The following is a 13,112-nucleotide window of genomic DNA, read 5'->3' on the forward strand; positions in this document are numbered from 1 at the left end:
GGATAGAGCAGTTCTGCGCTTCCGTGAAAAGCTGAACCGCTCTAGCCGAGAATGGTCTTGTAGTTTTCCTTGATCTTGGCGATCGCGTCGTCGACGCTCATGTCGGGATCGCTCCAGAAGTTGAAGGCCACATCCCAGATCGAGTTCTCCCAGTCGGCGTCGCTGATGGCGTGCGGGTTCTRTACCTGATGCTTCGGATCGGCAACGATACGGAGCACTTCCTTGGAGCACGCGTCGAGACTGTCCTGCGGTGCATCGAGGCGCACCGGGGTCGAACCCTTCGCCTTGGCGAATTCCGCCTGGACATTCGGATCGACGACGATCGAGGCAAAGTCGAGTTCGGCCTTGTCCTTGTCAGCAGGCTGGCCGCCGAGCAGGCCCCAGCTGTCGACGCTGGCAGCCACTGCTTTGGCGCCCGGGATCTGGATGCAGCCGAAATCCTTGCCGGCGGTCTTGCCGGCCGCCAGCCATTCGCCCTTCATCCAGTCGCCATGTATCTGCATCAGCGCTTTGCCGGTGATGACGAGATTGGTGGTGAGGTTCCATTCGCGGTTGGCCGAGCCTTCGTCGGCCGCCTGCTGGAATTTGCGCAGATAGTCGAACACCTGGCGGAATTCCGGCGTGTCGAAGACGRCAGGATCGGGCTTTTCACCATAGATCTTGTTGAAGAAGTCCGGTCCGCCGATCGTCGCCGCCAGCGCGTGGGTGAGGTACCCCACCTGCCATTGTTGGCCGCCGACGGCCAGTGGAATGACGCCGGCCGCCTTGATCTTGTCGAAGTCGGCAAACATTTCGTCGAGCGATTTCCAGGCCGTCGGATCGATGCCRACTTTCTGGGCGACATCCATATTGTAATAGACCATGCCGTCGATATGCAGTGCGGTCGGTACCTTCATGACCTGATCGTCGACGACCATCGAATGGGCGACGGCATCCGGATACTTGTCCGGGTAGCCATGCTCCTTGAAGAAATCCGTCAGCGGCCGGCCGAGACCGGCTTTCGTCAGGTCGCGATAGACGCCGGGATTTGACTCCATGAACAGGTTCGGCGGGTTGCCGCCGGCAACGAGGTTCATCAGGTTGACGTTGGAGCCGGTGTCATGCGGGATGGCGATGTCGGTCCAGCTGTCGCCTTTGGCCTCCAGGTTCTTCTTGAGCACGTTCAGCGCCGCCACTTCGGGCGGCGCCGACCACGTGTGGTAGATCACGAGATCGGTCGCTTGCGCGCCGATGGGAGCGGCGCCTGCAAGCATGGCGGCGGTGATGCCGGCAAGTATCCTGTTCATCATTTCCATTCCTCCCTTTGGTTGCTCATTCACATGCGTCGCCCGGTGCGGGCGTCGAAGACATTGGCCTTGCCGCGCGGAAAATCGGCATGCACCGTCTGGCCGGCGCTGAGGCCGACGGCGCGATCCGGATCGACGCGCAGCGCCAGCAACTGATCGCCGAAACCGAGATAGGCGGTGGCATCGGAGCCTGTGCGTTCGGCATGTCTGAGTGGCAGCTCGAAGCTTGCCGCTGCATTGGCGACCGGCTGATCGGCGACGACGAAATGTTCGGGCCTGAGGCCGATGACGACCTCGGCGCCGCTTTCCGGCCGCTGCGAAAAGGCATAGTCGCCGAGATCGATGACATCGCCGGTATCGAAGCCCGCCTTGACGCAATGGCCATCCACCTTCAGCCGCGCCGGGCGGAGATTCATCGCCGGCGCGCCGATGAAGCCGGCGACGAAAAGATTGGCGGGCTTGCCGTAGATCTCGTCGGGCGTACCAAATTGCTGGATGAGGCCGCCGTCCATCACTGCGATCTTCGTCGCCATGGTCATCGCTTCGATCTGGTCATGGGTGACATAGACGACGGTCGGTTTCAGCGTGTCGTGCAGCTTCTTGATCTCCAGACGCATCTCGGTGCGAAGCTTGGCATCGAGATTCGACAGCGGCTCGTCGAAGAGGATGACACCGGCCTGCTTGACGAGCGCCCGGCCGATGGCGACGCGCTGGCGCTGACCGCCGGAGAGCTGCCCGGGCTTGCGGGCAAGCAGCGGCTCGATCTGCAGCAGCCTCGCGGCAGCGGCGATGCGCTGTTCGACCTCCGCCCGGTCGAGGCGGCTTGCGGCAAGACCGAATTTCAGGTTTCCGTAGACGGTCTTGGTCGGATACAGCGCATAGGACTGGAAGACCATGGCAAGGCCGCGATCCCGGGGATCGAGATCGGTGACGTCGCGCTCGCCGATCATGATGCGGCCATCGGAAACTTCGAGCAGGCCGGCAAGGAGATTGAGCAGCGTGGTCTTGCCAAAGCCAGAGGGGCCGAGCAGCACCAGGAAATCGCCGTCCTCGACCGCAAGATTGAGATCGTCGAGGATCGTCACCGCGCCGAACGACTTGACGATATGTTCGAAGGAAACACGCGGCATGGGTCAACCCTTGATCGCGCCGGCGGTGATCCCCTGAACGAAGAACTTGCCGACGAGGAAATAGATGACGAGGGGCGGAATGGCGGTGAGCAGGGCGGCCGCCATATTGTCGTTATAGGCGACGACGCCTGTGGACACAGTGATGAGATTGGCGAGGATGGCGGTCATCGGCTGCGTGCCGAGCCCGCCGAAGGTGACGCCGATCAGATAGTCGTTCCAGATCGAGGTAATCTGCAGGATGAGCACGACGATCAGGATATTGCCTGACATCGGCAGGATGATCTCGATGAAGATACGCCAGAAGGAGCCGGAATCGATGACCGCGRCCCGCATGATCTCCTGCGGAATATCCTTGTAATAATTGCGGAAGATCAGCGTCAGCACCGGCATGGCGAGCACAGCGTGCACCACGGCAATGCCCCAGAGCGTGCCATAGATGCCGATCGCCGCGGTGATGCGGATCAGCGGATACATGATGACCTGGAAGGGCACGAAGGCGCAGATGAAGAGCAGAAAGAGGAAAGGATTCGCCCAGCGCACATTCCAGAGCGCCAGCGCATAACCTGTGATGATCGACAGCGCGATCGACAGGATCAGCGAYGGGCAGAGGATCAGCACCGAATTCCAGAAGCCGACTTTGAGGCCGTTGCAGTTGATGCCCGAGCAGGCCTTGTTCCAGGCGTGGTCCCAGGCCTCGAGCGTCCAGACATGCGGCAGTGAAAAGATCKCGCCCTCGCGGATCTGGTCCATCGTCTTGAACGAGGTGACGACGACGACATAGAGGGGCACGCAGAAGAACAGCGCGCACATCGTCAGGAACAGCAATATGGCGATGGATCGTCCGGGAATGCGTTTCTTCTTGCGGGGGAAGAAAGGCTGGCGCGGGCCGGGTGAAGCGTTCGTCGCATCTTCCAGCACCGCTGCTTGCGTCACCATGGTCATCGCGAACCCCGGTTCGCCCGGCGCTGCTGCCAGGTGGTGATCAGCACCAGCGGCAGGAAGATCAGCGCGGTGATGACAAGCATGGTGATTGCGGCGGCCGAGGCATAGCCGATATTGCTCTTGGCCGAGAGCGCGTTGATGGTGAAATAGGCCGGAACCCAGGTGGAATTGCCAGGCCCGCCATTGGTCATCGCCACGATCACATCATAGGCCTTGATGACGCCGAGCGAGAGCAGGATTGCGCAGGTGATGAAGGTGAACTTCATCATCGGGATGATGATCTCCAGATAGAGCCGCCAGAAGCTGACGCCGTCGAGGCGCGCGGCGCTCCAGATTTCGGTGTTGATCGATTTCAGGCCGGAGAGCATCAGGGCCATGTAGAAGCCGGAACTCTGCCAGATCGAGGYGAGAATGATCGCGTACATGGCGGTCTCGGGGCTTGCCAGCCAGTTGAAACTGACCGAGGTGAAGCCGAGGCCGTGCAGGAAATTCTGAAGCCCGAGCTGCGGATTGAAGATCCAGCGCCAGGCGGCACCCGTGACGATCAGCGAGACGGCGAGCGGATAGAGGAAGACCGTGCGGAAGAAGCTCTCGCCGCGCCACTCGCGATCGATCATCGCCGCGAGGATGAAGCCGAAGACGATGGCAAGGGCGCTGCCGATGCCCAGAATGACCAGGTTGTGCAGAGAGATCGCCCAGCCGGCRTCGTTGAAGAGCCGCTCATACTGGCGTGTCCATTCGCTCCAGTCGACCTCATATTCCGGAACGCGGCGGCTGCGCGTCAGGGAAAGCCATGCCGTCCAGCCGATCGCTCCGATGAATGCGACGAAGGTAACGGCGACAGCCGGCGCGAGAGCCAGCTGGGGCATCATCCGGCTCCAGCGTAGTTGCATCTCTTCCTCCCAGACCAACGCTCCCACATCGGACCACGCCTGATAACAGGCTTGTATTATCGTTAAACTATGATCAAAAAAGTCTATGCGTCAACAGACGATTTTTGGCTGATATCGCTCGGAATCGGCCATAAGCTCGGCCAGGCGGGCCCGACGCGACCGGAAGGAAAGAGAAGTCATATGGAAAATCAGCAACTTATACCGAAATTGGGTTTCGGCACCTATGGCCGCAACGGCAAGGAGGGCATAGAGGCCATCCTCTGCGCGCTGGAGACGGGCTACCGGCATCTCGATACCGCGCAGACCTATGATACCGAATTCGAGACCGGCGAAGCGTTACGCCGGTCCGGCATTGCACGGCATGAGGCCTTCATGACGACGAAGATCTCGACCGACAATTTCGGCGAAGGCAAGCTCATCCCTTCGCTCGAAAAGAGCCTGGAAGCGATGCGCGTCGACCAGGTCGATCTGACGCTCATCCATTGGCCGGCGCCCAACGGCGCCATTCCCCTGGAGGTCTATCTCTCCCAGATCGCCGAGGCGCAGCAGAGTGGACTGACGCGGCTGATCGGCGTCTCCAATTTCACCATCGCACTGCTGCAACAGGCAGAAGCAATCATCGGCAAGGGGCGGATCGTTAACAATCAATTCGAACTCAACCCACTGATCCAGAACAATAAACTCGCCGCCTACTGCCAACAAAACGACATCCTCGTCACCTGCTATCTGCCGATTGCCCGCGGCACGCTTTCCGGGGATCCGGTGCTCAGCTCGATCGCCGGCAATCACAGCGCGACGGTTGAGCAGGTGATCATCGCCTTCGAACTCGCCAAGGGCTATTGCGCGATTCCGACGTCGAGCCGGGCCGAACGCATCCGTTCGAATTTCGCAGCCGGCGAACTGCAGCTGAAACAGGAGGAGATCGCCCTCATCGAGACACTCGACCGCAACCAGCGCACCATCGATCCCGACTGGGGGCCCGATTGGGATTGAATCCGCCGGCGGTTGACAATTGCGCGAGTGCGTACAATTGTGATCTTGTATTATCGTTAATTCAATACCGGCTTCTGTTGATCGAAACACTGTTGACGGCGGCGACCGACGCCGCCGGGAGGAGGAGACATGCTTGGAATAACCGGCTACGGCCATGTCGCCATCAAGGTCAAGGACCTCGACGCCTCGCTCGACTTTTACCGCGAACGCCTTGGTTTTCCTGAGATGCTGCGCCTGAAGAACGACGACGGCTCGACTTGGCTCGTCTATCTCCGCATCACCGACGACCACTATCTCGAAATTTTTCCTGGTGCCGAAAACGACCGGGCGCCCGGCTGGAACGCCAACGGCGTCAACCACATGTGCTTCACCATCGACGATCTGGATGCGACGGCCGAGAGGATCCAGGCGGCCGGCATCAAGCTCACTGCAGAAATCAAGCCAGGCCTCGACGGCAATCGCCAGGCCTGGATCGAGGATCCCGACGGCAACCGCATCGAGCTGATGGAGATGCATCCGGACTGCCTGCAGTACCAGGGCATAAAACGGCTGCATGCCGAAGGAAATTAATGGGGATCGAGGAAAGCCGTGGGGCGGTATCCCGCGGCTTTCGCTTCCGCTTTCCCGGTAAGCTTTCGCTTTCCACCGGGGAAGGTTATGGAAGGAAGATTAAGCATCAGGACATATAGCCGCCCTCACGATGACCAGATCGAGCGTCCGCCTCAAAGACATCGCCGACAAGACCGGATTTTCCGTGAACACGGTCTCGCTGGCGCTTCGCGGCAGCCCGCGCATTCCGGAGGAAACGCGCCAGCTGATCCGCAACATCGCCGAGGCGCTGAATTACCTGCCGAACCACATCGCCCAGTCGCTGGTCAGCCGCGAGACGAAGACGATCGGCCTTATCCTCACCGACATCACCAATCCGACGCTGATGCGCACAGCGCAAGCGATTGAGCTGGAGCTCGCCGACAGGGGCTACGGTACGCTGTTTGCCACCTCCAACAACGATCCGGAGGAGGAGATCAGGGCACTGGAAATGTTCCGCTCACGCCAGGTCGACGGCATGCTCATCTATCCCCGCAGCCATCGCAAGCTCGATCATATCCGCAAGATCCGCCAGTCGAATTATCCGATCGTACTGCTCGTCGGTGATCCGGATTCCGGCATTGACGCGGTCTGCGTCGATGAGAGGCGCGGCGCCTACAAGGCGACGCGGCATCTGATCGACACCGGCCATCGCAGGATCGGCATCATCGACAGCGCAAATCCGCTCGGCAATCTGGAAAAGAGCGAAGGCTACCTGCAGGCGCTTTCGGAAGCCGGTATCGCCTTCGAGCCGGTACTGACGGCCGACCCGCAGGGCCATTCGGTGATGAAGGGCTATTGGGCGATGGACCAACTGATGAGCGCCGCCAATCGGCCGACCGGCGTCTTCGCCGCCAATGATTCCCTTGCGATCGGTGCCTTGCGCTGGTGCCAGAAGAACGGCGTGAACGTGCCTAGAGATGTCGCCATCATCGGCTTCGACAATATCGAGTTCGCCGAACATGCGGCAACGCCGATTTCGAGCGTCAACTACGCCGTCGACATCGTCACCGAGCTTGCCGTCGAGCGGCTGATGCGGCTCGTCGCTGCCAAGGACGCGCTGCCCGAGCCGCGTGTCACCATGATCGAGCCGGATCTCGTCATCCGGGAAAGCACCACCGGCCGAAGCTGAAGCCGGCACGAATGGGAGCAAAGACTTGACCTACCCGATCTCCTACCAGCTTTACTCCTCGCGCAATTTTCCACCGCTTTTTGCCCAGTTTCCCGAGTTAAAGGCTTTCGGCTACGACGCAATCGAACCCTGGCTTCCGGCTTATGAGGCCGATGCCAAGGCTTTCCGCACGGCGCTCGATGACACCGGGCTGAAATGCCACTGCTTTCACATGCCGCTGAAAGGGCTGGTCGAGGAGCCGCAGCGCTTCATCGACATCGCGCTGACGATGGGCGCCACCATCATGATCCCGCCCTATGTGGCGCCGGAAGAGCGCGGCACGACGGCGGATTATTGGAAGAATCTCGGCGCCCAATTGGCCGAAGGCGCCGAGCAGACGGCAGAGCACGGGCTCAAGGTTGCCTGGCACAATCACGATTTCGAATTCTTTGCGCTGGCCGACGGGTCGCGGCCGATCGACCATATCTTCGATGGTGGCGGCGACACTGTCTGGTTCGAGATCGATTGCGGCTGGATCACCCGCGCCGGCGCCGATCCGGCGGCCGAACTGAAGAGATTCGCCGACCGCATCATCGCTATCCAGATGAAGGACATGGCGCCGAAGGGCACCACGACGGAAGACGGTTGGGCTGCGACTGGCGACGGCATCATCGAGTGGGAAAAATTCGTACCACTCCTCCGCGAGACAAAGGCCGAGCATATCGTCACCGAGCATGACAATCCGGCCGACTGGCGCCGCTTCGCCCGGCGTTCGATCGAGCACATCAAGGCGCTCGGCCTTTAACGCGGCCGCGATTTGGTTGGGAATAGCGGGTGATAAGGACCATCGGCAGTGGAAATAACTTTCCGCCACGACACGCAAACCGCATCCTCACGAAAGTGTTGGCAAGCATTTCCTCCCCGTGTGGCGCGAGAATATGCAAATATTCGCTGAAAATTCTTCTTTTTAAAGCAAAACCGCTATGCGCCGGCCTCTTATGGCTCTAACATGCTTTGGATTGGCCGGTGCGCTTGTGCGCCTTGGCTTTCAGGGGTGAGAACCGAGATGCGATGGACATCCGGCAGATGCTGACGAACAGGCTGTGCCTGCTCGGAAGACCGCGATTGCTGGCGGCGGGGACGGAACTCCCCTTGCCGGAGAAGTCTTATTTTCTCCTCGCCATGCTCGCCGCCGAACCCAATTTCGAACTCGACCGCGAAACCGTCAGGCGACAGCTCTGGCAATCGGAACTACCGGAAAAACGGGCCGGCAGCCTGCGCCAGCTGCTGGCGCGCATCGAGCAGAGCGTTCCCGCCGGCCTTCCACAGCTGCTTGCCGCGACCCGAACCCATATCGGCCTTGCCGATGGCTGGGAGGTCGACGTTCATATCCTGAAACAGAAAGGGCCACTCGCACCCGAAGACGGCGGCCTGCTGAACGGCGAATTGCTCGAAGGCGTCAAATCGCCGACGCAGGGCGCCGAGGACTGGCTGACCTTCGAGCGCCAGCGCGTCGACGAACTGCGCTCCGCCCATCTCACCCGGCTGGTCGAGACATCAGAAGACAGATCTGATGAAGAGCAGGTCACGCTTGCCAGGCGCCTGCTGGAACTCGACCCTGCCAGCGAGACGGCCTATCGCGCCTTGATGCGCACCTATGTCAGGATGAACGATCCGGCAGCGGCGCGTCAGGCCTATCTGAAGTGCAAGAGCCAGCTGAAGGACGATTTCGACACCGAGCCGGAAGAAAGCACCACTGCTCTTGCCCGCGAACTCAACCTGGTGCCGGCAGCACAGGCGACGTCGGGACATCCTCAGTCGGCGCTTAACCTTTCCGTCAATACGGTCGGCCAGCCGCGCATCATCATTCTGCCGCCGGAAAGTATCTTCACCGATCCGCTGATGGAGCGCGTCGGCAGGGCGCTTCTCGAAGACGTCACCATCGGCCTCAGCCAGCAGCGCGGCTTCAAGGTGATCGCGGCGCATACGAGCCTGGAGATCCTCAGCCGTTCGATCGATCCGTCGCGTGCCGTGCCCGGTCCGCTCGACCTCAGCTTTGACTATGCGGTCTATGTCACCATCCAGGGCCGCGACGAGGATGTCTTTGCGACCTGCCGGCTGACGCGGACGACGACCTCGGAAGTGATCTGGGCCATCGAACTGCCGCTGGTCATGCAGAAGATAAGCGAATCCTTCGCGCATCTGACGCGGCGGATCGTCTCCTCGCTCGCCGACACGATCGAGCGCCACGAACTGGCGATACCGATCGGCGAGGCGCCGCCGTCCGCCTACCGTCTCTACCTGGAAGGCAAGCGGCTGATCGCCCAGACCGATCTGCAGCATCTGCGCCAGGCGCGCAAATGGTTCAAATCCTCGCTCAATCGTTACGAACATTTCTCTGCCGCCCATGCTGGCATGTCGCGCGCGCTCGGCATGGAATGGCTGATCCGCGGCATGCGGGACAAGGAACTGCTTGACGAGGCGAACGGTGCTGCCCGGCAGGCGCAGCAGTCCGACCCGAACAGCGGCCGGGCCTACCGCGAGCTCGGCTTCGTGGCGCTTTATCGCCGCCGCTTTGACGAAAGCCTGGAATATTTCCAGCAGGCCCAGGATCTCAATCCCAACGACGCCGACATCCTCGCCGATTTCGCTGACGCGCTTTCTCATGATGGCGATTTCGATCGAGCGCTGGAGCTCAGCCGCGCGGCCTTCAAACTCAATCCGCTGCCGCCGGACTATTATTACTGGAACCTCGGCGGCATCCACTTCATGCGCGAAGAATATGAAATGGCGATCGAGGCGTTGGAACCGGTGAAGGCGAAGCAGGCAACGGCCCGTCTGCTCGCCGCCTCGCATGCCATGGCCGGCGATACGAGCAAGGCCAGTAATTACGCTAGGGTGGTATTGGAAAACTTCCCGGATTTCCGCAGCGAGGACATCCGTCATTTCGTCCCCGATCGCGATCCCGCCTATACGGAACCGTTGATAAAGGGCCTGCATCTTGCCGGTCTTCCCTGATTGCATCGCCTTTTAACGAAGCCTGTAACGCTTAAATGACGCAGGCAATGTTTCCCTCTGATGGTTAACGGCAGCAAGGCGCTGCCTGACCAATCGGAGATGGAACATGAAGACGAATGCTGAAACCACTGCAGCTCAGACACAGTCTCTGCGCTTTTCTGCCGCCGCCAGGGCAGCCCTGAAGCAGGACGAACTCAACGTTTCCGCAAATGCGCTCGAGAGCCTGACGCATGCGCTGAGGTTCCGCTAAGGAACAGATCGGTATGTCCGCTTTCACCGACCTTGAAACGCTAGCCGGTGACCTTAAACGATCATCGGCCGGTGTCAGCGATTATCATGACCGCGCGGTCACGCCGGCTCAGACCCTCGCAGCCGTCAGGCCGCATCTGCGCGAATTCGGCATCACGCGCGTCGGTCTGCTGACTGCACTCGATGTCTTGAACATCCCCGTCGCCTTCGCAACGAGGCCGAACAGCCATACGCTGTCGGTGTTTCAGGGCAAGGGTATCGATAATGATGCCGCCATGACCTCGGCGGCGATGGAAGCAGTCGAGACGCGGATCGCCGAAATTGCCCCCGCCGACCTGACGCAGGCGACGATCGACAGCATGCGGGCGGAGCGGGCCGCGATGATCGATCTCGACAATGTCGCACGCTGCGCGCCCGACGAGATCGGCAGCAAGCCTATTCCCTGGTGCACGGGGCTCGACATCCTTTCCGGCAGCAGTGTCTTCGTGCCCTGGTGGCTCGTCGGTCTCGATCATCGCGGCGAGAGGCCGCCGGGCTTCGAGCAGTCGAGTGACGGGCTTGCCTCCGGCAACACGCCGTCCGAGGCGGTCCTGCATGGGCTTTGCGAGCTGGTGGAGCGCGACGCCTGGGCCTTGACCCAGCTGAAATCGCCGGAGCGCCTGAAGGAGAGCCGCGTCGACCCTGCCTCCTTCGGCGATGCGGTTATCGACGTCATGACCGACCGGATCACACGCGCCGGCATGAAATTGCTGCTGCTCGACATGACGACGGATATCGGCGTTCCCGCTTTTCTGGCGGTCATCATGCCAGGCAATCTTTCCGACCGTGTCGACGCGCGCTGGTCGCATGTCTGCGGTGGTTGCGGCTGCCACCCCGATCCTGTGCGCGCCGCGCTGCGCGCCATCACGGAAGCGGCGCAGAGCCGGCTGACCGCGATCGCCGGCAGCCGCGACGATTTCTCGCCGCGCATCTATCAGCGGCTCGACCGGAGCGCGGCGATGCAGCAGGTGGTCGAACTTTGCGAGGGCGACGGTCGGATGCGCGCGTTCCACGACCGTCATCGCCGCCCGGCGACGATCCAGGATACCATCGCCCATATTTCCGACCGACTGGCGGCGACCGGCATCGAGCAGATCATCGTCGTGCCCTTTCCGCATCGATCCCTGCCGATCTCGGTCGTCAGAGTGATCGTGCCGGGACTGGAGGTCGATATATCAGGCCAATACATCCAGCTCGGCATGCGCGCGGTCAACACCATAAGAGGAGCCGAATCATGAAGGTGCTGTTCGTCGGCCCAAGCCTTGGCAGTGACCTTGCCGCTGCGAAAGCCATGTCTCCTTTCATCGACTTCCGACCGCCGGCCGCCGCCGGCGACATCCTGAAGGCCGTTCGGGCCGGCGCCACGGCGATCGGCCTCGTCGATGGCTATTTCGGCGACCTGCCTTCGGTCTGGCACAAGGAAATACTTTACGCACTCGAACATGATGTCGCCGTTGCCGGCGGGGCCAGCATGGGGGCGTTGCGGGCAGCCGAATGCGCCCCCTTCGGCATGGTCGGGCTCGGCTCGATCTTCGAAGATTACKAGTCCGGACGGCTGCTCGACGATGAGGCCGTCGCGCTGGTGCATGCGCCGCATGAGCTCGGCTGGCTGCCGCTTTCCGTTCCCTGGGTCGATTTCGAGCCGACGATCGATGCGCTTCACGCCAAAGGCGAGATTTCGCCCGGCGAGCGCAAGAAGCTGTTGCTGGCCGGCCGGTTTCTGCATTTCTCCGAACGCACCTATGCGAAGGTGGCCGACGAGTGCCATTTCCGCAAGCCGCGCCGCGACCATATCCTCGCCGCCATCCGCGGCAGCCGTGTCGAGCGCAAGCGCAACGACGCGCGACTGGTGCTGGAATGGCTGAGCCGAGATAAATTCCTCCCCGTCAACCGTGACTGGCGCTTTGCCGCGACCTCACATTGGGAGCTCTTGCACGCCGAAGTCACGCGCAATGCGGTTCCTGTAACGCTTGAATAACGGTCGCGGCGGAATGATGCAGCACTGATGGAATCGTAGGGTTCCACGACCAAAGAGGCGGGAACGATGTTTGATCAATACAACGAGGGTACCGGCAGCGAATACGCAAGGATCTTCCGGCTGCTGTCGGCAGCCAAGGATGAGGCTGAAAAGCTTCAGCTGCGCAATCTGATGCACCTGACGAACATGGCGCTGCTGCAGGTCGTCATCGATTGGGACGGCATAGATCCCGACAGGGAGCTTGACGTCAATCTCGAGAAGCTGCTCGGCAGCAAAGCCAAGATCGCAATGAAGGATGCCAGCGAGAATCTAATCCTGATCGATCGCCATTGAGCCCGATCGATTGCTACTGATCCCGATCGATCGCCATTGATCCGATCAACCGCTATTGATCCTCATGCGGTCCGTTTGGAGCGCGTGAAGGACAACCGGTCTATTCGGCCGCTTCGGTTTCCAACTGTTCGGTGTTGGCAATCGCCTGGACGAGCTTCAGGATCTTCTTGCGAAGCGCTTCGTTCTTGATCGAAAAGAACGCCGCATTGAGAAGGACGCCTTCGCGCGAAATAACGAATTCCTCGCTCGGAGCGGGGTTGTCGTTGGCCGTATCAGGGGTCGACAGATCGTCAAAAAACGTCCTGACATCGACCTTAAGCGCGCCGGCGATTTCGACCAGCATGCTGGCGGAAACGCGGTTGGAACCCTTTTCGTACTTCTGGATCTGCTGGAACGTTACGCCAACACGATCGCCCAGTTCCGTCTGAGAAACTTTCCTCAACAGACGCTGGATACGGATCGTCTTTCCGACGTGAACATCGACGGAATGCGGTTCTTCTTTCATCTCATTTTCCCTTCTGAAGGCAGCGGACAGGGGTCATTCCCCATATC

The 13,112-nt window shown here is 60.7% G+C and carries 14 protein-coding genes; 9 read left to right on the top strand and 5 right to left on the bottom strand.

Annotated features, from left to right (window positions below):
• Positions 1–41 precede the first annotated feature (41 nt).
• The 4 genes from AC1D1Z_RS27875 to AC1D1Z_RS27890 are packed head-to-tail and all read right to left on the bottom strand — an operon-like array spanning position 42 to position 4,251.
• Positions 42–1,289, bottom strand: coding sequence for an ABC transporter substrate-binding protein (locus AC1D1Z_RS27875; RefSeq protein WP_477852226.1), 1,248 nt, complete (start codon positions 1,287–1,289; stop codon positions 42–44).
• Between the two features lie 26 nt (positions 1,290–1,315).
• Positions 1,316–2,416 carry an ABC transporter ATP-binding protein gene (locus AC1D1Z_RS27880; RefSeq protein WP_477852228.1) on the bottom strand — a complete coding sequence of 367 codons (1,101 nt, stop codon included), beginning with the start codon at positions 2,414–2,416 and terminating at the stop codon, positions 1,316–1,318.
• Positions 2,417–2,419: 3 nt separating this feature from the next.
• Positions 2,420–3,358 carry a carbohydrate ABC transporter permease gene (locus tag AC1D1Z_RS27885; RefSeq protein ID WP_477852230.1) on the bottom strand — a complete coding sequence of 313 codons (939 nt, stop codon included), beginning with the start codon at positions 3,356–3,358 and terminating at the stop codon, positions 2,420–2,422.
• Entirely contained in the window at positions 3,355–4,251 is an 897-nt protein-coding gene (locus AC1D1Z_RS27890; protein WP_477852232.1) for a carbohydrate ABC transporter permease, read from the bottom strand. The genes AC1D1Z_RS27885 and AC1D1Z_RS27890 overlap by 4 nt, the downstream gene beginning before the upstream one ends.
• A 180-nt stretch (positions 4,252–4,431) precedes the next feature.
• Here AC1D1Z_RS27890 and AC1D1Z_RS27895 point away from each other — a divergent pair, with 180 nt between their 5' ends.
• From AC1D1Z_RS27895 to AC1D1Z_RS27935, 9 genes are all read left to right on the top strand, one after another.
• Entirely contained in the window at positions 4,432–5,244 is an 813-nt protein-coding gene (locus AC1D1Z_RS27895) for an aldo/keto reductase (protein ID WP_477852233.1), read from the top strand.
• A gap of 129 nt (positions 5,245–5,373) precedes the next feature.
• Positions 5,374–5,814: a VOC family protein gene (locus AC1D1Z_RS27900; RefSeq protein WP_477852235.1), complete on the top strand. Its 441-nt coding sequence runs from the start codon at positions 5,374–5,376 to the stop codon at positions 5,812–5,814.
• Between the two features lie 130 nt (positions 5,815–5,944).
• Entirely contained in the window at positions 5,945–6,964 is a 1,020-nt protein-coding gene (locus AC1D1Z_RS27905) for a LacI family DNA-binding transcriptional regulator (RefSeq protein ID WP_477852237.1), read from the top strand.
• Positions 6,965–6,989: 25 nt separating this feature from the next.
• Positions 6,990–7,748: a sugar phosphate isomerase/epimerase family protein gene (locus AC1D1Z_RS27910; protein WP_477852239.1), complete on the top strand. Its 759-nt coding sequence runs from the start codon at positions 6,990–6,992 to the stop codon at positions 7,746–7,748.
• 266 nt (positions 7,749–8,014) lie between these two features.
• Positions 8,015–9,961: a BTAD domain-containing putative transcriptional regulator gene (locus tag AC1D1Z_RS27915; RefSeq protein WP_477852240.1), complete on the top strand. Its 1,947-nt coding sequence runs from the start codon at positions 8,015–8,017 to the stop codon at positions 9,959–9,961.
• Between the two features lie 106 nt (positions 9,962–10,067).
• Entirely contained in the window at positions 10,068–10,211 is a 144-nt protein-coding gene (locus AC1D1Z_RS27920) for a hypothetical protein (RefSeq protein WP_003553391.1), read from the top strand.
• A 13-nt stretch (positions 10,212–10,224) separates the two neighbouring features.
• On the top strand, positions 10,225–11,487 hold the full coding sequence (locus AC1D1Z_RS27925; RefSeq protein WP_210068291.1) for a YcaO-like family protein: 1,263 nt from the start codon (positions 10,225–10,227) through the stop codon (positions 11,485–11,487).
• Positions 11,484–12,227: a TfuA-like protein gene (locus AC1D1Z_RS27930; protein ID WP_477852242.1), complete on the top strand. Its 744-nt coding sequence runs from the start codon at positions 11,484–11,486 to the stop codon at positions 12,225–12,227. The genes AC1D1Z_RS27925 and AC1D1Z_RS27930 overlap by 4 nt, the downstream gene beginning before the upstream one ends.
• Positions 12,228–12,293: 66 nt before the next feature.
• Positions 12,294–12,560, top strand: a complete 267-nt coding sequence (locus AC1D1Z_RS27935) for a hypothetical protein (protein WP_011655326.1) — start codon at positions 12,294–12,296, stop codon at positions 12,558–12,560.
• A gap of 100 nt (positions 12,561–12,660) precedes the next feature.
• On the opposite strand, the gene AC1D1Z_RS27940 is transcribed toward AC1D1Z_RS27935, so the two are convergent.
• Complete coding sequence (locus AC1D1Z_RS27940; protein WP_018246197.1) at positions 12,661–13,065, bottom strand: helix-turn-helix domain-containing protein; 405 nt, start codon at positions 13,063–13,065, stop codon at positions 12,661–12,663.
• Positions 13,066–13,112: the final 47 nt, after the last annotated feature.

Source organism: Rhizobium sp. P1_E1, from assembly GCF_056406015.1.